The organism is Polyangium fumosum, assembly GCF_005144585.1.
Lineage (GTDB): Bacteria > Myxococcota_A > Polyangia > Polyangiales > Polyangiaceae > Polyangium > Polyangium fumosum.
The window spans coordinates 18389-38175 of sequence record NZ_SSMQ01000010.1 but is presented as its reverse complement, the minus strand read 5'-3'; the positions used below and the strand labels follow the sequence as shown (position 1 = coordinate 38175).

Below are 19787 nucleotides of genomic sequence, written 5' to 3'. Positions count from 1 at the left end.
GAAAAACGCGTGGAAAAGCGAACGTTGGAGCAGCTCGAAGCGGCGCTCGATGTGGTCAGCAGGGACCTGGCCCTTGGAAGACTCCGCCCTCTTGCCGCCCCTCGTCACGTCGCTGATGGGCGCTGGTAAAGGACAATCGATCGATGACCATCAAGAATGACACTGTGAAGCAGTGAAAATTCCTGAAGTCGATGATCGACGACAGCTACTACCCGAAGCTCCTCGTCGAGAAGGGCCAGCGGCTCCTCGTGGCGCTCGCGGAGCGAATCGAGACGGAGGCGCCCAAGGGGAACGCGGTCTACGCGCTCACGCACGCCACGACCGAGGCGTTCAACGATCTCCAGGAGGAGTTTTTCGAGGCGGAGAGCGAGATCGAGACGATGGCGCGCGAGGCCATCGCGGAGGACATCGGCTTCCTCCTCGGCGCCTACGGCTACGAATTCGACATCGAGGAGGCCATCGCGCCGCGGGATTGGTGACGCTCCCATGATGGGCGTCCAGGTGCAGAACGTTCGATATGCCGACGACGCGCAGCCCGGCTGGGTCGAGTGCCACTTGATCGACGCGCACGGCCGTCGCTGGTCGTTTCTACAGAAGGTGCCAATCGTCACCGATCGAGGGGCGCCCGCGGCGGTCGAGCCGGCGCAGTGAAATGGTTATGCGGCTACCTTATCAAACCGTTCCCCAGCATTCCCCGACGCAAGGAGCGCCACGAGCATGGCAATGACTCTCCAGGATGCCCTCGCGCAGTTGAAATCTCTCGGTCATGAGACGGTCCGTGCGCAAAACAAAAAACGTGGCGCAGGGGACCATCAGTTCGGCGTCCGTCTTGGTGACATACGGACGCTTGCCGCGAAGGACAAGACCAACCACCCGTTGGCCATCGCTCTCTGGGACACCGGGAACATCGATGCCCGGCTCCTGGCAATCCTTCTGCTCAAGCCCAAAAACCTGTCTCGCGACGAGATGGATCGGATGGTGCGATCCGTCGACTTCGTGCAAGTCGCGGACTGGCTGAATTCCTATGTCGTCAAGAACCATCCCGACAAGGAGTCTCTTCGCCAAGCATGGATGCAAGAGGATGACCCCTGGGCCGCCCGCGCCGGCTGGAGCCTGACGTCGGAGCGCATCGCCAAACGTCCGGATGGGCTCGATCTGCCTGCGCTTCTGGACCGTATCGAGTCCGAAATGGGGAACGCTGTTTCGGAAGTACAATGGACGATGAACTCCTGTCTTGCAGGGATCGGCATCCACTTCCCCAAGCATCGCAAGCGCGCCATCGCCATCGGCGAAAAACTGGGAATCTATCGCGATTATCCGGTCTCCAAGGGTTGCACCTCTCCGTTCGCCCCCATCTGGATCAACGAAATGGTGCGTCGGCAAGGTTGACCCCTCCACCGCCCATTTCCAGCCCGAGCGTACCACTTTCCGTTCGGTCCCGACCCGTTTTCCGTTGATCACCCCCGCATACCGGAGGACGCTTCCCCTCGGAGCAGCTCCCCATGCCCGACCCCATTCTCCTCCGCTTTCGTGCGACTCCGGGTGAAAATGTCGACGTGCCGGTCGTCCTCGCCGGCGCTGGAAAAGAGACGGCCGAGAGCTGGGAGGACGCGCGGCGCACGCCGGGCGTGCACGTCCTTCTCGCCGGGGATCGTGATTACGTCGTGAGCGTCGCGCCTCCCGTGTCGGAGGCGACGATTCAGATGGTGGTGGCGCACCGGGAGAAGAGCGCGCGGCTCGTCTTCCCCGGACGATCGCCCGTGCGGCGCAGGATCGCCGATGTCGCCGTCGTGCCGGCGGGGCAGGCCAAGCCGATCGGGCCCGATGCCACGTCCGTCGCCCTCGCGGCGGCCCTCGATTTGACGGCCGGGCGCGAAGGCGCGCCGTCGTTATGGCTCTTGCCCGACGGAGCGTTCGCCGTCGAGCCAGGGCCGCCGCCACATGGCCTCGACGCGGGCCCCGCGCTCGTCCGCGCCGCGCGCTGGGCCTCGTCCCGCCGCACCACGACGTTCGAGCGCCTCTTCCCGCCGAGTGCGTTTCACCCCGACGAACCCTTGCGCCCCGAGCGGCTCACCGCAGCGCAGGCCGAAGGGCTGCTCACCCAGGCCCGGAGCGCGCTCGCCGCGGCAGGGGCGACCACCGATGATGCCCGAAAAGATCCAACCGCGGCGGCGCAGATTCGATCGGCCGCGCTCACCGTGCTCTCGCACCTCGTGGCCACGGCGCTCCGGGATCCGGAGTTCCGCGCCGCGGCGGACCAGGCCGCGGCCCTGATGTTCGCGCTCGTCGCCAGCGAGACCGGGCCCGCGGCCGTGCCGGCGCTCCGGGCGCACGCGATTCAGCTCCTCTCGATGCGCGCGCCGGCGCTCACGGCGGCCGACCGGGAGCTCGCGCGGAGCCTCGTCCGGAGCCTCGTGCGCGAGGCGCCGCCCTACGACACGCTCCCCGGCCCGTGGCGGTTCGCGATGTGCTCGGCCCGCGATTTCCACGAGGGCGAGGTCGACATCTTCATCGACCGCTATGACTTCCGCGAAATCGCAGCGCCCGAGGGGTCACCGGCGCCGCCCAAATACGGGACGTATCGTGTCCTCGAAGCGCCGTTCCGTACCCCGAGTGGTGATCCGGTCTGGCTCTATGCCCGCGCCGCGCGGCCCGACGACGAGAACCTCGAAATGGCCGACGCGGCGTTCGTCGGGGTCTTCATCAACCGGCACGCCCAGCTCGGCGCCTACGACATGCGCGCCGCCACGGCGACCGCACGCCAGGCCGGCTACAAGATCATGATGAACGCGCAATGTGCCGGGTTGACAACCCGTTTCGCCATCGCGCGCACGTTCCCCGACGCCGACATCTATTCGTCCTGGGACAGCACCTACTTCCGCACCGGCGGGCCCGGCGGCAAGATGAACGCGTCCGAGGGCGTCGATTGTTTCGTCGAGCTCCTCCGCGGCATGTGCGCCAAGGAGACCCACGCCGAGATCGAGGCCCGCATGCGGCGCGCGCAATGGCGCCACCCGCAGGCGAGCTTCCCCGGCTTCTCGCAGTTCATCGGGCCCGGCAATCCCCTCGTCGTCGCGCGTTTCCAGGACGTCAACCGCGATGGCCGCGCCGATCTCTACGACGGCTTCCTCGACCTCACGATCGCCGAGCTCGCCGAGGACCTGCGCGCCTCACTCACGCCCCGGGATCCGGGCGTCGCGCCTTCGCAGATCGGCGGCGAGGCGGCCACCGGGCTCGGCTGGGCCGCGGGCAGCATGAACCGCGTCACCCAATACTCGGATCTCTGGGCGGGTTTGCCCGGACAGAGCGAGCTCTTTTACGTCTTCCACGCGGGCGGCTTTTACGATCGCGGCGAGCCGCCGGCCGACGTGCCCGGCGGGTTGCCCGGCGAGCGGCTCGGGGCCTTGCCGGCCGTTTGTCGGTACGTGCGCGGCACCGAAGGACCTGCGGGCATGCAGGCGGACGTGATGATGCACGCCCACCTGAGCCACGCGGGCAAGGAGATCAAGCGCTTGCTCTGCGCGGCCGACGCGATGTGGCGCGCCTTCGACACGGGCCTGCTCGACGGCCCGCCCATGCACACGCCCGCGGGCAAGCGCGCCGCCGTCCTGCTCATGCTGGCCGGGTTGCTCGAGTTCCCCGCCGACCAGAACTTCGTCGACGGCCTCTGGTCCATGGCGCTCGAAGCCCTGCGATTCCCGTCGATCTCGAGGTCGCTCGTCCGCGGGTGCATCACGGACGCGGACCACGACGCGTCGAACTACTACGGTTCGCGCCGGGGGCTCGTGCAGCTTCTGGAGGATCTCGGGAGATCGGATCCGCTCGCGCACGCGGTGCTCGCGTCGGAGGATCCGAAGGTGGGACGGGCGAAGGAGATCTAGCCTCTACAGCTTCGTTCCAGGCCTCTTGCCCGACGGCAGCGCCTTGCCGCCGGGGCCGCCGAGCACGCTGTCGGGCGGCGTCGGGGCCATGTCCTGCAGGTCGTCGGGGTCGAGCGGGCCGTAGGCCTTGCTGCCGATCTTGAAGAAGACGCGGCGCATCTTGTCGCTGAGCTGGTCGAACGCGCGCGCGGCCATGACGTCGTAGACGCGGCCCTCGCTCGGCCCGCCGCCGATGCCGTACATCGGGTTCGTGTAGTCGACCGTGAAGTGGTCCGGCGGCTGTACGGGCAGGTCGAACTCGAGTTTGTCCGCCTCGCCCGGGATCTTCATGACGACGTGGAAGTCGACCACGATGCCGACGAACTTGCGGTCGCCCTTGTCCTCCGTGAAGAAATCACCGGCCCAGCCAACCTCGTAACGCACCTCGATCGTCGGCGCCTCGACGGTGCTCGCCTCGGGGTCCTTCCCGATCTTGGCGTCGCGCGCGTCGAGCGAGTCGAGCGCCGCGCGCATGTCGGCGATGCTCTTGCTGCTGGCGGCGTCACGCAGCCGATCGTAAGGGTCGCGAACGTCCTTCGGCTGCACCGCGAGGGGCTTGCCGTCGGGGCCGATGCGCGGGCCTTGCTTCAGCGCCATCACGTCCGCCGGGAAGACCTTCTCGAAGCCCTGTTGCAGGCTCCGCACGATCTCGGCCTCGCGCTGCACGCCCACCTTCTCGCCGAAGTGCGGGGCCACGGCGACGATGTTGCCGCCGCCTGCGATCTCGCCGCCGAGCTTGCTCCGGAGCAGCTCGTCGACCTTGTCGAGCTTCTCCGTCGAAGGCGCCTCGAAGCGCGCCTCGACGCGGGCCGTGTCGTTTTTCTCGAGGTACGCGAGCAGCTTCTCCATGAACGGCAGGAGCTTCGGATCGTCGATCGAAGCCTGCTCGCGGAACTCGCCGAGCGTCTTCGTGAAGAGCGCGTGGATCTCGTCGCGCGCCTCCTGTTCGACCACCGACTTCGGGTATTTCTTGAGGAACTCGCGCAGCGCCGTGACCGAGCCCTTCTTCTTGGCCCCACGCAGCGCCGCGCGCGGCAGGTGCTCGTCGCGCGCCTCGTCGAGGTGGCGCTTGCCCTTGCGGACGTAGTGCTCCCACTCGTACTCGTCATCGAGCCGCATCGCGGTCGCGAACATCGCCTCGTCGCTCGCGACGTTGCGCAAGTGCCACGTCGGCAGGGCGAGCAAGGCCGCGATGGCCGCGGAGACGCCGAGGATCGTGCCCTTCGCGAAGAGCGCGCCGATCGATTGCGCAGCAGGCTGCTGCATGTCCTCGTCCCGCGGCGCTTGCACGGCCCAGGTGTCCTTGACGCGCACCTCGAAGAGCGGATCGAGCTTGAGAAGCGTGTCGAAGTCACGCGCCTGCGCCGCCTCGCGGACCTGGCGCTGCGAGTCGCCGAGCTGCCGGAGGACCTCCTCCGCGCGCTCCTTGCCGTGAATCGTGAACGACTCGGTGAGCCCCCCCTCGAATGTGAAGGTGAGCGTCGTGCCGTTGTAAATGCCGTTCGTGTGCTGATGGACGCCGCGGAAATCCACGAGCGTGCTCATCGGCACGATGCGCAGGACACGATCCTCGGCGTTGATGAAGTCCATCGGGAAGAGGAAACGCCCGGGCTTGTACGGCAGCGCCGAGCCGAGGCGGACGCGACGAACCAGGAACAGGATCGACAGGAAGACGATCGCCGTGCCGAGGAAGTAAACGAACATGAGCGGCATGGACTGGAGCGTCCGGCCGAACTCGTAGAGCAGCGTGCCGACCACCAGAATGAAGCCGAGGAGCGCGAGGATGAACCACCCCGCGATGGCCGCGCCTTGCGAGGGCACGCTCGACAAAAGGGGGTACGGGGACGACTGGTGCTGCATGCAGCTGATGAGCCGCTCCCGCACCTCCCTCGGCAATGCATTGAAATCGACGCGCTTGGCCTCTGCCATGGCGACCTCCGAACGGAAGCCGCGAGCCGAGCGACCTCCCGAGCCGAGCACGATACGCGAGGCCCTCTCCGCATGTCTACGGGAGGCGCGTTTTCCGCGGGGGCTCGTGGGAAATCACGCGTCGACGGATTTCGCCGTGCTCGTCAGCGCACCACGCTGCGCGCGGAGAGCATCTCGTGCTCGACCTTGACGAGCTTGTTGTAGACGCCGATCAGGAGCAGCGACGGCACCCACTGCCCGACGAAGTTCGCGAGCTCGAGGCGCTTCGAGTAACCGAAGCGGCGCTGCGGGCGCGCCGAGGCCGCGAGGCTGGCCGAGATCAACATCGACCCGAACGCGAGGCCGAGGTACGCGATCGAGGGCAGGCGCGAGGTCTGGCGCTCGATGAGCTGCGTCGTCTTGCCCTCGTTCTTGTTCAAGGTGGAGGTCATGCCCTGCGTGGAGACGTCGAACGACTGATCCATGGATTCCTCCCGGGGCCCTGGTCCGACGACGACAGGCCCGCGCCGGCCGACGCTTGCGACGATCACGCCAACAGAGGAAGCGTGCAGGGGAGGAGCGGCGAGGCGGGCTCGTCGTCGTCGGCCCGCACGCCGAGCGGCGCGAAGAGCAGGGGCGCGGGGGCGGCTTTCAAGCGCGGGCTTGCCGGGCCCGGCGAACTCGGGTGATGATGGCCGGACGTCATGAGCCATCAGGGCCCGTACTTCATCCCCTCCGGCGCTCCTCCCGGGACGCCTCTTTTGATGGAGGAGGAGCGTCCGCCGGAGGGGGTGTATTACTTTCGTATCTATGCGGTGCTGATGATGCTCATGCTCTTCGGCATGTTCGGGACGGGGCTTTACCTGATGCTCGGGCCGCTCATGCGGGGTGTGTCCGGATCGTCCGCGACCGGGGAATGGGTGATGGGGCTCTTCATGACGGGCCTCTCGTTCCTCGTCATCATCCCGCACGCGATCGTGCTCTTCGCCGGCAGGGCGCGGTGGGCCTACACGCTGGGGATCGTCCTGATCGGGCTGAACATGCTGTGGAACACGTGCTGTTTGCCCATCACGATCCCGCTGCTCGTCGTCTGGATGAAGCCTGAGACGAAGCGCTGGTACGGCATGACCTGAGCGGACATCACCGACGCGCTCGGCGTCGCGTGCCCCCGTTCTCCCTGTCAAACACGTTTCGCCGCCGACGTATTCGCGTGCAGCGTGCGCCCGGCGCGGGAGGTGCACGCATGCGCCCGCCACGGGGGATCGATATGAAGGCGATCATGCTGGCGATCGTGCTCGGGCTCGTGATGCTCGGGTGCGCCGCGAATGTCCAAAAGCCGGCCCGGGAGGCGACGCTGGGCGCGATTTCGGCCCTGGAGACGCCGCCCGAGGATGCCGAGCTCGCCCGCAAGATGGGGCTCTTGCTCGATCGCTTCCTGACGAATGCGCTCGCCGCCGGCCCACCACCGGGCCTCGAAGCGATCTCCGCGAACGTGATGCAAGGTGCGATGCGAGGGCTCACGGCGACCGTGCCCGAGCAGCGATGGATCGTGCGCCACCTCGTCACGGAGTCCTTGCGCACGGCGGTCGACACCGTGATGGACGAGCGCGGTCCCATCAACCAGGCGGCCGCGAGGGCTGGCGAGCAGGCGGCGATGGGGCTCGTGCGAGGCATGAACAGACGGGAAAACGAGGCGAAGTCGCTCGTCGGCGAGGTCTCGGGCGAGATGGGCCGGTCGCTCACGCGGGCCATGGGCGGCGAGATCGCGGGCTGGTTCGGCCCGGATGCCGAGGGGCCGCTCGCGGACGCGATGGCGGCGGCGGCCGAGCGCGCGGCCGGGGCGGCGGTGCGCGGCGCCCTTGCCGCGGCGAAGGACGAGCTCGCGCAGTGTCCGTCGAAGGCGGGTGAGCCTTGCGTGAACGACGTCGTGGCCTCGCTGAGCCGCTCGGCCGCGCGCGGAGCGAGCGAGGGGTTCCGGCGGGAGCTCGAGCCTTTGCCGATCGGAATTGCGTTCGCCGTGGGCCTCGCGGTGGCGGTGCTCGGGATCCGGCTCCTGCGCGAGTGGCGCTCGCGGAAGCGTCCGACGGCCTGAACGCCTGAAGCCGCGCGCCCGCTTCGATCTTGCCATGTGGGGCGGGATGAGGAACAAGGGCCTCGTTGGAGGAGCGGGAGACATTGCTGCGGAGCGAGGAGGGCACGATCGTGGCCGAGAGCCCGCTCGTGCTCGTCTGTGACTGCCCCGGGGGTTTTGCCGATACGCTGGTGAAGCTCTACGCGCCGTTCGCGCTCGTCGCCTCGATCCTCGTCTCGGTCATCGTCGGGCTCCGCGCGGCGCCTTTCCCCATCCTGTTCGTCGCGATCCTCTGGACGACCGCCGCCGCGATCGGCAATCGCATCGCGCGGCGGAGCGCGCGCAAGCACGGGCGTTTCCGGATCGACCTCGAGCGCGGCGAGATCGTGCAGGAGGGCCGTGGTTTTTCCCGGACGCTCGACGCGCGGGAGCTCGTCCACGCGGCGACGCCCGTGGTGGCAGGGGTCGAAGGGGAATCGACCGAGCCGGGCTTCGAGCCGCGTTGGCTCGTCCTTACAATGAAAAACGGCGAAGAGCTACGGCTCGGCAAAGGTCCGGCGCACGCGCTCCGCCCCGTGGTGGTTTTCCTGCGGGAAGCGGGGGTGCCGGTGAAGGGCCCCCGAGGCTGAGCGAAACATCTCGATTGTCGGGGGATCGCACGTCCTGTAGCATGGGTGCTGTCCCACATGTTTATCCTTCTGCGCCGGATCACGCCCTTGCTTTTGCTCGCGACGACGGCGGCTTGTGAAGAGCCGCCTGCGCCGTGCCACGTCTCCTCCGTGTCTTACTTTGCGCGGTACAGGGTGCTCTCGCAGAGCGGCGCCTGCAACGCCCGCATCGGCGAGGAAGTGGGGATCGAGGTGTATCCCGCGGGAAGCCACAAGGGGTCGGAGCCGAGCCTGCCGACCATCGCCGTGCAATCGGATTTCCTGGGCCGCGCGCGGCAGGAAGCGATGTCCTTCGGGAGCGACCTCGGGGGGCAGCGGTCGTATGCGATCGGGCCCTTCATGGAGGTCGCGGACGCGGACGGGATCTGCCGCGCGGGGGACCTCGCGCCGGCGGAGATCACGTTTCCCCCGCAGGTTTTTTTCGACGACCTGGGCATGCCCTTCGAGGTGCCGGGCGCGCACCTGCGCGAGACCTGGAGGGACGTCCGGATGCACGTCACCCACAGCATGCCGGGCCTGCGATTCGCCGCGGAGCTCACGATGGAGAACCTCACGGAGGGGTGCAAGGTGACGTACGAGGTCTCGGCGCTCTCGCCGTCGGTCGGCTGCGGCGGCCTCGACTTCGAGTCCCCCACGCCGGACGACGAGGATTGCTCGCCCGCGCCGGATCCGGGCACGGGGAACTTGATCGGCTCCGGGATCGACCCGCGCATCCCGACGCGTTGTGATGCGGCCACGCTCCACTGCGTGCTCGTGGGCTCCCCGCTGGATCCGCTTTGATCCGTTCGGCACAACGAACGTCTGGAGAACGAAACGTGGTTTTCCCATTCCGGGTTTCCGGTCTTGTTTCCCTCGTGAGCGTTTTTCTGGCCACGCCCGCCGTCTTCGCCGAGGAGGTGTTGCCGAGCGGCCTTGGGGAGGGGAGCCCGACGCGCTTTGGCGAATCCATCGATCCGGCCGGCGTGCGTCTCCTGCCGCTCATGGCGCCGGAGCTGCGGGGCGGGCCGGCGCGCTCGTTCGAGAACCTCGCGCTCCTCTTGCCGGGGACGCGGGAAGACCTCTATGGCGTGTCGTTTGTCGGGGCGAGCTCGCCGGAGAATACGTTTTTCGTGGACGGGATTCGTGTCGGCAATCCTGTGCTTGGCCTCCTTCAGATGCCGCTCTCGATGGAGTTCGTCGCGCGGGCCGACATGACGGTCGCGGGGGCGGATCCTGCGTTCGGCCGGGGCATGGGCGGGGTATACGACGTCACGACGAAGAGCGGGGGGAACCAATGGCAGGCGTCGTCGTGGGGAAGCCTCGCGCCGGGCGCACTCGAAGGGGATAGGCCGTCGCGGGTCTTCGAGAACACGGTCATTCACACCGATCCGCGCCTCGACGGCGTGCGGGATGTCGGCGGGGCCGTGGGCGGGCCGATCGTGAAGGATCGGCTCTTCTTTTTCGCGGGAGGGAGCCTCGCCCGGCGGCGGTATCGCCTGGATCGCAGCCTGAACGCGATGTCGTGGTCGCTCGCGCCGGACGATTTCGGAGGGTCTTCGTTCGTGCCGGTCCTCGATCCGGAGACGGGCGCGCAGAAAAAGACGCGGCTCCCCGGGACGGAGAGCACGCAGTTCGCCCAGGGGGACCTCGGGCAATGGATTGGCAAGCTCACGTATCGGCCTTCGAAGGCGCAGGAGCTCTCGTTGTCCGTGTTCGGGACCTATACACGGGCCGGGGGCGGCGCGGCGTATGCGTTCGATCCGCGGAGCGAGGCGATTGGCGTGGACAACCTCGACGGGGAGCTCACGGCCCTCGGCCGGCGGGAGACGACGCTCACGAATGCGGTCGTGCTGCGCGGGACGAGCCTGTTCGGAGGCGACGCGCGGCTCGACGTGGCGCTCGGCTGGGTGCGGAACCAGAACGAGTCGGGGGCGGCGGATGGATCGGGCGTCGACGACATCGGGACGCCGGGGACGCTCGCGCACGCGCCGCGTATGTTGTGGAGGCGCAGTCCACCGGACTTGTCCCACCCGATCACCGATTTCGAGGATCTGCCGACGGAGGCGTTTCCCCTCTGCTCCCCGAATGGAAATGACGCCGATCTCGCGGTGAACTGCGCCGCGAGCCAGTATTCGATGGGGGGCCCCGGGCGCCTGTCCCGGGTCACCGCGGACCGGGTGGAGGGGCGCGCGGTCGTGTCGCTGCGGGCGCGTGGGCTCGGCGAGCACCGGATCCGCGCCGGTCTCGATTTCGAGGTCGGGGCGGTCACGCGGGTGCAAGGGTACTCCGGCGCCGTCTTCATGCGCGAGAGCTTCGCCACGGATCTCGTGCAGAATGAACGGTACGGCTCTCTCCGCGGCCCCGATGCGCCGTTCACGTTCGATACGATGACGACGCAGGTGACGACGTTCACGGCGGGCGCGTTCGTCGCGGATACGTGGCGTATCCTGGAGGGGCTCGTGGTCGAAGCGAGCCTGCGGTACGACGCGCAGGTGTTTGGCGCCGGGACGCTCGCCCTGCCGTTCATGATCGCGCCGCGCGCGGGGGTCGTATGGGATCCGACGAAGAAGGGGCGGGCGCGGATCTTCGCGACGTACGGGATGCGCTACCAGGCCGTGCCGCTCAACATCTCGTTGCGAGGGATCGCAGACGAACCCCGGCTCGCCAGTTTCCACCGGAGGGGCATCTGCAGCGTCCACGAACCGGAGGATATGTACGGCGGATGCGGGCCGGATTCGGCCGTGGTGGCCCTGGGGACGTCCCAGCCGAGCACGCTGTACGCCAAACAAGGCGGCCCGAATGCCGTCGATCCCGAGGCCTCCGCGCCTGCGTCGCACCAGGTCTCGGCGGGGGCGGAGATCGAGGCGCCGCTCGGCGTGCGGCTCGGCGCCGTGTTCGTACACGACAAGCTCATCCGCGCGATCGAGGATGTACGTTTGTCGACGGGTGGGGCGTTGATCGGCAATCCAGGCGCGGGGGCCTTGGCCTTTGGGACCGTGGCGGAGCGGGTGTACAACGGGCTCTCGCTGACGGCGATGCGGCCGTTCTCGGGCGGGTTCGTCGGAATCGCGAGTTATACGTTCTCCTCGCTCTACGGCAATTACAACGGGTTTTTCGTGCCGGAGACGGGGCAGCTCGATCCGAACGTGACGACGGATTTCGATACGCTCGCGCTCGACCCGAACCGGACGGGGCTCTTGCCCGGGGATCACACGCATTCGATCAAGGTGTACGCGGGCAAGGAGTTCGTCCTGCCGGCCGGGGTGGTCCTGGAGGCCGGCGCCGGATACACGGGGCGATCGGGGATGCCGTACAGCATGATCGGCGCGCACGCGATGTACGGGGAAGATCAGGTGTACATCCTGCCGCGCGGCGCGGCCGGGCGAACGCCGTGGGTGAACCGGATCGACGCGCGGCTCGGCGTGTCGGCGCTGCTCCGGAAGGACCTCCGGCTCGGCGTGAGCGTCGAGGTCTACAACCTCGCGGGCAGCCAGACGGAGACGGCGGTCGAGCAGACGTACACGTCGAACAACGTGACCGCCATCCTGGACGGCACGCCGGACGACGTTCCCGAGGACATCGTCGAGAACCCTCGGTACGGAAAACCCGTGGCCTGGCAGGCGCCGCGGCAGGTGCGTTTCGGGCTGCGCGTCGATTATTGAGGCCGCGCCGCCCGCACGATCTCGCCGGGCGCAGGCAGGGACTCGTTCGAGGGGACCTCGACGAGCTCGGCGTAGTCGCATTCGGCGATCATCTCGTTCGCCCTCGTCGGCGCGACCCACTTGACGGAGAGCGTGAGGATGGCCGAGACGTCGTGGTGCAGGAAATAATGTCCCCCTGGCTCGGCGGTCAGGGTCGCGTCGACGAGCGCGTCGGAGCCGAGCTTGGCGTCGATGTCGTCGCCATACCGCGTGAGGACCGTGTGAAACCCCGGCTCGGCGAGATAACAGAAATACGACGGGCCCTTGGTCATGCCGACGAGCCGGCCATTGTCACGCACGACCGCGGGCACGAGCGAGGCGACCCCGTGCGGGCGGAGGACGCAGATCCGCGCGGCGTCCGCGGGCAGCGGAGCGAACGCGCTCGGCGGGGCGTTTTCGTGGAGGGCGAGCTCGTATTTCGTGCAGGACGACGCGAGCAGGCCGGTGAGGGACGCGAGGGCGAGGGGGAGGGCGCGTCGGGGGAGCATCCTCCGCGTGATAGAATGGCGCGCGGGGGGCGTCAACGAGCTGGCGTGCTCTTCCGCAACGCTTCGAGCCAGGGCGCGAGGTCGTCGGGCCAGGGGCTCTCCCAGGCGAGGGATTCGCCCGTCCGCGGGTGCACGAAGCCGAGCCGGGTCGCGTGGAGCGCGAGGCGCGGCGGATCCAGGGGGCTCGTCTTTCCGTACTTGCGATCGCCGAGCACGGGGTGGCCCTCGTGGAGGGCGTGCAGGCGAATCTGGTGGGTGCGGCCGGTCGTGAGGCGGAATCGCGTCAGCGTCGCGCCGGGCATGCCCGGCGGCGAGAGGCGTTCGAGCACCGTGGCGTGGGAGACGGCGCGTTTTCCGGCGACGGGCTCCTCGATGGTGCGCTCGTCCCAGGCGACGAGGCCGAGGAGCGCCGCGAGGTAGACACGATCGAAATCATGGGCGCGAATGCGATCGGAGAGGGCGCGGTTCGCCGCTTCGGTCCGCGCGAAGACCACGAGCCCGCTCGTGTCGAGGTCGAGCCGGTGCACGACGTAGATGGTGCCGCCGAGGGCGCGGCCGAGCAGATCCGCGAGGTTTCCGCGGTCGCTTTCGGGGGTCGGCGCCGTGACGAGGCCCGAGGGTTTGTCCACGACCACGAGGTCGTCGTCCTTGTAGACCACGCGGAAGGGCGGAAGGGTGGCCTCGTCTTTGGCGCGCGCGGCGGCGCCGACCTCCTTGGTCGCCCGGTCGAGCGCGCCGCCGAGGTGGGCGAGGATGGTTTGGCCGGGCCGAATGGCGCGGCCGGCGACCTTGACGCGCGCGCCGTCGACGAAGACGCCGCCGAGGTCGATGGCGACGCGGGCCTTGCGGCGCGAGAGGCCGGGGACATTCGCGGCGAGGACCTGATCGAGCCTCTGCCCGGCGTCCTCCGGGCGGGCGACGAAGCGGTAGCGCTGGTGGGACAGGTCTGTCATTGCGTTGGTCGTGGGTCAGGGGGCCGGGTCGGGAAAGTGGCTGAGGCCGACGAGGTTCCCGTCGGGGTCGCGCGTGTAGAGGGTATACGGGCTCTCGCGCTCGACGGGAAAACCCGCCGCGGTGAGGGTGACGCGCCATCGCTCGCGCGCGTCCGGGCGAATGCCGAGCGCGAGGCAATGCAGGCCGGGGGCCGTGTCCTCACGGTGCGGGGCATTGGGCGAGCCTGCACGCTCGACGGCGAGGAACGCGCTGCTTCCGAGCGCGAGCCATACCGAGCGGGGCTGCCCTGCCGCGTCGTCCCAGCGGCGAAGGACGGGCAGGCCGAGCACCCCCGTGTAAAAACGCTCGGCCCGGTCGAGATCGGCGACGACGACGGCGACGTGGTGGACGGCGAGGGGGGGCTCCATCGGGGCGGGGAAGGTATCGCATCGCCGGGCCCGGGAGGAGCGCATTACGCCCGCCGGATCGACGAGGGGCTTGACGTCTCTCGCGGGTGACGGCAAAAGCTTCGACCATGCGCGAAGAGGACATGGGGATCGTCAAGTCGCTTGTCAGCGTTGCCTGGGCCGACGGCCACTTCGACGAGAAGGAGCGCGAGATGGTCGAGGCGCTGATCTCCGCGTTCGAGGCGAGCGAGGAGCAGGCCGCCGAGATCCGCGCGTACGCGGCCGAGAAGAAGAGCCTCGACGACATCCCCGTGTGGGACATGTCGTTCAATGATCGCCGCGTGCTCCTCCAGCATGCCGTGCTCCTCACGTACGTCGACGGCGAGCAGCACGTGTCGGAGAAGCAGTTCGTGCAGGATCTCTGCGTGAAGCTCGAGATCGAGCCGGAAGAGGCGAAGAAAATCGTCGAGACTGCCGAGCACCGCGCGAAGAAGCACCTGAACCTGCTCTGATCCGCCCCGTTCGAACTGCCCCGGGGGCCCTTCCAACGCCTCGTCGTCACCGCTACGATCGGAGGCGACATGCACGATCATCGTAGGGAAGGGCCGGAAGGGCAGGGCGAGCGGCAAGACGAGGGCCACCGTGAAGGGCGGCGGCCCGAGGGGCGGCGGCCCGAGGGGCGGCGGTCCGAGGGGCCCAAGGGCACGGAGTTCCTCGACCTCGAAATCTCGAAGGTCCTCTCCAGCGAGGCCGCGGCGCTGACACGCGAGGCGGCGCGCGAGATTCTCAAGGACGCCATCAAGGAGCGGCTGCGGGCGCGGCTCGGGTCGCGGCTCGAAGCGATCGCGCGGATCGCCGCGGACGATCTCGCGGACGACATCGAGGCGAACCTCGCCATCGAGTCGATCGTGGAGGCCCGGAAGCACGCGCGGGCCGCGCGCGAGGAGGAGATCCGAAAGGCCCTCGCCCCGACGCCGGGACACACGAAGGAGTAGCCCTCCCCGTCCTTCTCGCATCGACGTTGGACGAACCTTCTACGTCCATGCCGGCGTCGGCGAGCCCCGAACGGATCGATCCATACGGCTCCTTCTGCCTGAAGAGCCTGAAAAACCTGCTGGACACCTTTCCCCTAACGTTGTACGAACCATGTACAAACAAGGGAAGGGAGTGCTCATGTTCGACAACGCCGCCCTCGGAGAGGGGGGAGGTGCGTGGTTCGGGGGGGCGGCCACGGACGCCGGTCGGGGCGATCGGGCGGGCGTCCCTTCGGAGCGCGCACGGGGTCGGCTCATCCTCCGAGGCCAACTCGACGAGGTCGGGCTCGACGACCTGCTCGGCTCCCTGGGCTCTCGGGGGCGGACGTGCGTCGTGGAGGTGCGGTCCGTCAAGCGGTGGGGCGAAATCGTCCTGGAGCGAGGGCGCGTGCTGCGCGCCCACGCCGATGGAGCGCCGCCGGACGCCGACGTCGAGGCGACGCTCGCCGCCATTCGAGGGTTTTCCCAGGCGGTGTTCCACGTGATCGCGCTCGACGAGCGTGGTTCGTCGCCGCCGCCGCCGCGCCCGGCGCTCTCCGAGACGCCGCCCGCGTCGTTGCGCCTGGTGATGCTGGAAGGCCATGCGACGGAGGTGGCGCTGGCCGCGGCCGTGATGAATGCGTGCTCGGTGTACACGCGCAAATGGCTGGGGCCGAAGCTCGCGTCGTCGATCATGCAAACGGCCTGGACCCGCACGGCCGCGTCGCATCCGGCGATGGAGGCGTTCCGGATCTCGGCGGACGGCCTGGTGACGGTGGCGGGCGTGGAGCGGGCGCGGTCGGCGATCCCGAAAGCGGTCGCCACGTGGGTGTTTTCCGTCTTCGAGGCCGCCTCGATGTTCAACGAGGCGCGTTTTCAGCGGTATTACGTCCCCGAGATGCTCGGGGGCCTGATGCGATTGCTCGACAAGGGGGGATGGGGTGAGGCGTTCCGAATTCGAGACGGAGGTGTTCGTTGAGCAGTGGCTACTACCAGGCCGTGCAGGCCGCCATGGTGTCGGAGGACGGCACACTCGACGCTGTTGAGCGTCTCGCCGGCATGTCGAAGGCGGAGGTCGACGAGCTGCCCTACGGGTTCGTGGTCCTCGACGAGGTCGGCACGATCCTGCTGTACAACCGCTACGAATCCGCCCTTTCGCGCTTGCCGCCCGAGCGGGTCGTCGGGAAAAACTGGTTCAAGGAGGTCGCGCCTTGCACGCGGGTGGAGGCGTTTTACGGGCGTTTCCGGGCGCTCGTGCAGGACGAGGCGCGCCTTTCGGAGAGCTTTCGCTTTCGCTTCTCTTTCATGCACGGCGTGCAGGATGTGGCCGTGCAGTTCGTCAAGGCGCCGCCCGTGGTGACATTGCCGCTCGCGCAGGAAGGCGCGGAGGCGCGGATCTTCATGACCGTGGTGCGACGCCCGGTCGTCGAGGTGGGCGCGAGCCAGGCCGGCCACGATTTGCAGAAGAGCCTGGGGACGATGGGCGGGCTCTTGCCGGTGCTGCTCGACGCGCTGCCGGCGTTGCTCGAGCGGCTCGGACCGCGCGGCGCGATCGCGCTCGGCGAGCACGTGGGGCGCGCCATGGCCCTGGTCGTCGCGTCCGAGGCCGACGGGCAGGCGCGCGAGGGAGAGCCCGCGGCGGTGCTCGCGCCGAGCGTGCTCGACGGGGTGCTCGCGCAGGCCGGGCTCGGTCGTGTGGTCATCGAGGGGGCGACGTGGTCCGAGCAAAAGCGCGCGCGTTGCGAGCTGCGCCCGCCCTTCGAGGGGCCGACGGAGGAGACGGCGCTCTTTTATGGCGCCTTGCTCGCGGCCGCGATCGGCTCGTGCCTCGGCGAGCCCTGCCAGGCGAGCTTCGCGGAACACATCGAACCGCACGTGATGCCGTGGATCGTCGACGTTTGTCCGGCCCGACATGAGGATCGTCAGCGCGAGCTGGCGTCCAGCGCACGCGTGCATCTCACGGGAGCCTCGGCGTCGTCCAGCCGCGGGTGACACGCTGGACGCGCCGCCGCGTGCGCGCGATTCTGCGGCCTCGACGCGATACTTCCTCAGGAGGCTTCCATGAAACGATCCGGCACGTATCCCCTTCGCAGCTTCGGCGTCCTCCTCGGTCTTGGGCTCACGCTCGCCGTCGTGGCCTGCGGCGAGGACTCGGGCACCAGCTCCGGCACGAATAGCACCGGCAGCGGCACGGGCGGCGGCGGCACAGGCGGCGGCACAGGCGGCACCGGCGGAATCGGCGGCGGCGGTGGCGCAGGCGGCATCGGCGGCGGCGGTGGTGCTGGCGGCATCGGCGGCGGCGGCGGCGCTGGTGGGAGCGAGGCGAAGGGGCTCAGCTTCTTCGTCTCCAGCACCGGGAGCACCACGGCCAACCTGGGCGGGCTCGCCGGGGCGGACAAGAGGTGCCAGGATCTGGCCGCCGCGGTCGGCGCCGGGGCGAAGACGTGGCGCGCTTATCTCAGCGTCGAAAATGGCCCGAACGGCCAGCCCGTGCACGCCAAGGACAGGATCGGCGCCGGCCCCTGGTACAACGCGAAGGGCGCGCTCGTGGCGGCGAACCTGACCGAGCTGCACGAGCGGTACGGCGATCACACCGTGTTCCTCGACGAAAAGGGCGAGATGGTGCCGGGCCAGTGGGCCGGTTCCCCCACGCCGAACCAGCACGATGTCCTCACCGGCACGGCGCGGGACGGCACCGTCGTCCTCGGGCAAACCTGCGCGGACTGGACCTCCGAAGACCCCGCCATGACCGCCCAGGTGGGCCATAGCGATGGGCTCGGTCCGAACATGAGTGATGCCGAGATGTACAGGCCGTGGAACTCGGTGCACGTCAACGGCAACTGCGGCGACACCGCCCCGAAGGGCGGCAATGGGCGCGTTTACTGCTTCGCCGCGGATTGAGCGAAATCACGGGGGGCGCTCCATCGAAATCACGCGGATGGGTTGCGTGTCGTCCCACGCGAGGTCCATGTCGCCGCCCTTCGGCGGCGGCACGGATTCGAGCGTGGGATCGGCCTGCGCCGGCCGCGGCGCAGGGATGTCGGCCGGGGAAGCCGAAGGGAGCGTTCGTCGTGAAGCGGGGAAGGGGAAAAACGAGGGCATGGGAGACCTCCAGGGGAGCGAGGGGTTGTCCTCACCTCGCTCCATCGACCGGAGGCCCCCGGCAGTTGCGTTATTTTTTCTGCCCGGCGTCCTTCGCCCGTTTGTCCACGTCGGCGAGCAGCGCGTTCAGCGCATCGGCGTGCCGCTTCTGCGCGGCCGCGACGCGCTCCTCCATCTTCTTTTCCATCTCCCGGGCCTGGGTCAGCGAGCCGTCGATCTGCGCCTTGCTCTCCTGGGCACGCGTGATCCGCGCCTCGCTCGCCTTCTGGTCCGCCTCCTTGCCCTTGCCCTGCGAGGCGCGCTCCCGGGCGATGTAATCGTCGAGCGTCTTCTTCACCTGCTCGGCTTCTTCGATGAGCGCGCGCAGGCGCACCTTCTCCTCGACCATCGCGATGTGCACGAGGTAACTCGCGCGGCTGAGCTGATCGGCTTGCTCTTCGAGCGTGGCCGCGTCCTCCTTGCCGAGCTCGGTCCGGTGCCGGTCGATGATGGAGTGGGCCTCGTTCCGCTCGCGGAGCCGCTTCTCGAGCTGCTTGCCGACGGAATCGGTGAGCGATTTGTTGACGACCCCCGAGAGGTCCACCTCGCAGCCCTTTTGCTTGGCCGCATACGTGGCCGAGCCGCCGACCTTCTTGACGATCTCGTCCTGCTCGGCGAGGAAAAACGCCGCCGCGCCCTGGACCTCGCGGTGGCGCTCGACGTATGCATGGCTCCGGCCCGCGTCGTTCGCCGTGCGGTGAATGTCGCCGACGACGCTCCAGTCAGGCGCCTTGAGGCCCTTCGGGTACTCGGAAAAACCCGAGGTGAGCGTCCGCGCATCGTCGTCGTCGCGGCCGAAGTCCTTGACGATCTGCTGCACGACGGTCGGATAGTCCTGCGCGTATCCGGGCTGCGTCGCCGAGGAGGCGATTTCAGGCTCGGGCTTCGGGGCAGAGCAAGCGACGGCGCTCGTGGCGAGCAAGAAGACGAGGGAAAACGCTCGAAGACCGTTCATGGGCGCAGTAAAGCCATCCGCGCCCCCAAAAATCAAGTCAGGAGCAGCGTTGTCCCACGGGTCAGGTGGTCACCGCGGGCACCAGATCGCGCATGTAGAAACGATTGCAGCCGTGGTGTCCGGTGCCGCCGAGCTGCCGATCGAGGCGACGAAAGCCGAGGCGCTCGTAGAGGCGTATCGCGGAGTCCATGCCCGTGAGCGTCTCCAGGTAGACACGCGTAAAGCCCCGCTCCCGCGCGACGCCGAGGACGTGCTGGAGCAGGCGCTCGCCCATTCCCTGGCCGCGCGCCTCGCGCAAAAAGTACATCTTGCGCAGCTCCGCCGTGTCCGCGTCGCCGCCTTCGAGCGGCCCGATCCCCGCGCCGCCCACGACCCGGCCGTCCATTTCGACGACGAAATAGGCGGAGCGGGGTCCGGAATACGCCGCGCTCATGGCCGAGACCTCGGGGTCGTGAATGGCAAACCCAGGCCCGTCCGCGCCAAACTCGGGCATCACGGCGCGGATGAGCGCGGCGATCGCAGGATCGTCCTCGGGTCGGATGGGGCGAAAGGTGAAGGGGTCAGCCATGGGAGATGGAGTTCGTTTGGCGGGCCAATCGAAGT

General features: G+C 68.6%; 22 protein-coding genes. 14 read left to right on the top strand and 8 right to left on the bottom strand.

Annotation, left to right across the window (positions count from 1 at the left end; translation table 11 throughout):
* Nucleotides 1–182: 182 nt before the first annotated feature.
* The 4 genes from E8A74_RS11850 to E8A74_RS11840 all read left to right on the top strand — a co-directional run bounded on the left by E8A74_RS11850 (nucleotide 183) and on the right by E8A74_RS11840 (nucleotide 3881).
* Complete coding sequence (locus E8A74_RS11850; protein ID WP_338089482.1) at nucleotides 183–479, top strand: DUF5713 family protein; 297 nt, start codon at nucleotides 183–185, stop codon at nucleotides 477–479.
* Nucleotides 480–486: 7 nt separating this feature from the next.
* Entirely contained in the window at nucleotides 487–651 is a 165-nt protein-coding gene (locus tag E8A74_RS52180; RefSeq protein WP_170229059.1) for a hypothetical protein, read from the top strand.
* A 72-nt stretch (nucleotides 652–723) separates the two neighbouring features.
* Nucleotides 724–1389 (top strand): DNA alkylation repair protein, encoded by a 666-nt coding sequence (locus tag E8A74_RS11845; protein ID WP_136929237.1) that lies wholly within the window; start codon nucleotides 724–726, stop codon nucleotides 1387–1389.
* Nucleotides 1390–1502: 113 nt separating this feature from the next.
* Entirely contained in the window at nucleotides 1503–3881 is a 2379-nt protein-coding gene (locus tag E8A74_RS11840) for a hypothetical protein (RefSeq protein ID WP_136929082.1), read from the top strand.
* Between the two features lie 3 nt (nucleotides 3882–3884).
* Here the strand turns inward: E8A74_RS11840 and E8A74_RS11835 are convergent, their stop codons facing one another.
* Nucleotides 3885–5849, bottom strand: coding sequence for a hypothetical protein (locus E8A74_RS11835; protein ID WP_136929081.1), 1965 nt, complete (start codon nucleotides 5847–5849; stop codon nucleotides 3885–3887).
* Nucleotides 5850–5992: 143 nt separating this feature from the next.
* Complete coding sequence (locus E8A74_RS11830; protein ID WP_232379514.1) at nucleotides 5993–6313, bottom strand: hypothetical protein; 321 nt, start codon at nucleotides 6311–6313, stop codon at nucleotides 5993–5995.
* Nucleotides 6314–6532: 219 nt separating this feature from the next.
* Between E8A74_RS11830 and E8A74_RS11825 the strand changes: the two genes are divergently transcribed.
* From E8A74_RS11825 to E8A74_RS11805, 5 genes are all read left to right on the top strand, one after another.
* Nucleotides 6533–6961 (top strand): hypothetical protein, encoded by a 429-nt coding sequence (locus tag E8A74_RS11825; protein WP_136929080.1) that lies wholly within the window; start codon nucleotides 6533–6535, stop codon nucleotides 6959–6961.
* A 110-nt stretch (nucleotides 6962–7071) separates the two neighbouring features.
* Entirely contained in the window at nucleotides 7072–7920 is an 849-nt protein-coding gene (locus E8A74_RS11820) for a hypothetical protein (RefSeq protein WP_136929079.1), read from the top strand.
* An 83-nt stretch (nucleotides 7921–8003) separates the two neighbouring features.
* Complete coding sequence (locus E8A74_RS11815; RefSeq protein WP_232379513.1) at nucleotides 8004–8528, top strand: hypothetical protein; 525 nt, start codon at nucleotides 8004–8006, stop codon at nucleotides 8526–8528.
* A gap of 57 nt (nucleotides 8529–8585) precedes the next feature.
* Nucleotides 8586–9347: a hypothetical protein gene (locus E8A74_RS11810; protein WP_136929077.1), complete on the top strand. Its 762-nt coding sequence runs from the start codon at nucleotides 8586–8588 to the stop codon at nucleotides 9345–9347.
* Between the two features lie 74 nt (nucleotides 9348–9421).
* Nucleotides 9422–12208 carry a TonB-dependent receptor domain-containing protein gene (locus tag E8A74_RS11805; protein WP_136929076.1) on the top strand — a complete coding sequence of 929 codons (2787 nt, stop codon included), beginning with the start codon at nucleotides 9422–9424 and terminating at the stop codon, nucleotides 12206–12208.
* Here E8A74_RS11805 and E8A74_RS11800 read toward each other — a convergent pair.
* From E8A74_RS11800 to E8A74_RS11790, 3 genes are read right to left on the bottom strand one after another with little or no spacing between them, the layout of a single operon-like run.
* Nucleotides 12202–12735 (bottom strand): hypothetical protein, encoded by a 534-nt coding sequence (locus tag E8A74_RS11800; protein ID WP_136929075.1) that lies wholly within the window; start codon nucleotides 12733–12735, stop codon nucleotides 12202–12204. The two genes, E8A74_RS11805 and E8A74_RS11800, sit on opposite strands and share 7 nt — an antisense overlap.
* Before the next feature lie 32 nt (nucleotides 12736–12767).
* A complete protein-coding gene (locus E8A74_RS11795) occupies nucleotides 12768–13688 on the bottom strand; it encodes an RluA family pseudouridine synthase (RefSeq protein ID WP_136929074.1) in 921 nt (306 codons plus the stop codon).
* Nucleotides 13689–13703: 15 nt separating this feature from the next.
* On the bottom strand, nucleotides 13704–14096 hold the full coding sequence (locus E8A74_RS11790) for a VOC family protein (RefSeq protein WP_211365341.1): 393 nt from the start codon (nucleotides 14094–14096) through the stop codon (nucleotides 13704–13706).
* Nucleotides 14097–14203: 107 nt separating this feature from the next.
* Between E8A74_RS11790 and E8A74_RS11785 the strand changes: the two genes are divergently transcribed.
* From E8A74_RS11785 to E8A74_RS52175, 5 genes are all read left to right on the top strand, one after another.
* On the top strand, nucleotides 14204–14587 hold the full coding sequence (locus E8A74_RS11785) for a tellurite resistance TerB family protein (protein WP_136929072.1): 384 nt from the start codon (nucleotides 14204–14206) through the stop codon (nucleotides 14585–14587).
* A 69-nt stretch (nucleotides 14588–14656) separates the two neighbouring features.
* Nucleotides 14657–15070: a hypothetical protein gene (locus tag E8A74_RS11780; RefSeq protein ID WP_136929071.1), complete on the top strand. Its 414-nt coding sequence runs from the start codon at nucleotides 14657–14659 to the stop codon at nucleotides 15068–15070.
* Nucleotides 15071–15248: 178 nt separating this feature from the next.
* Nucleotides 15249–16067 carry a DUF4388 domain-containing protein gene (locus E8A74_RS11775; protein WP_170229058.1) on the top strand — a complete coding sequence of 273 codons (819 nt, stop codon included), beginning with the start codon at nucleotides 15249–15251 and terminating at the stop codon, nucleotides 16065–16067.
* Nucleotides 16064–17080, top strand: a complete 1017-nt coding sequence (locus E8A74_RS11770; RefSeq protein WP_136929069.1) for a PAS domain-containing protein — start codon at nucleotides 16064–16066, stop codon at nucleotides 17078–17080. The genes E8A74_RS11775 and E8A74_RS11770 overlap by 4 nt, the downstream gene beginning before the upstream one ends.
* Before the next feature lie 69 nt (nucleotides 17081–17149).
* Complete coding sequence (locus E8A74_RS52175) at nucleotides 17150–17989, top strand: hypothetical protein (protein WP_170229055.1); 840 nt, start codon at nucleotides 17150–17152, stop codon at nucleotides 17987–17989.
* A gap of 6 nt (nucleotides 17990–17995) precedes the next feature.
* On the opposite strand, the gene E8A74_RS11755 is transcribed toward E8A74_RS52175, so the two are convergent.
* The 3 genes from E8A74_RS11755 to E8A74_RS11745 form a co-directional block, all read right to left on the bottom strand.
* On the bottom strand, nucleotides 17996–18190 hold the full coding sequence (locus E8A74_RS11755; RefSeq protein ID WP_136929066.1) for a hypothetical protein: 195 nt from the start codon (nucleotides 18188–18190) through the stop codon (nucleotides 17996–17998).
* 70 nt (nucleotides 18191–18260) lie between these two features.
* Nucleotides 18261–19184, bottom strand: coding sequence for a hypothetical protein (locus E8A74_RS11750; protein ID WP_136929065.1), 924 nt, complete (start codon nucleotides 19182–19184; stop codon nucleotides 18261–18263).
* Between the two features lie 61 nt (nucleotides 19185–19245).
* On the bottom strand, nucleotides 19246–19752 hold the full coding sequence (locus E8A74_RS11745) for a GNAT family N-acetyltransferase (RefSeq protein WP_136929064.1): 507 nt from the start codon (nucleotides 19750–19752) through the stop codon (nucleotides 19246–19248).
* Between the last annotated feature and the right edge of the window lie 35 nt (nucleotides 19753–19787).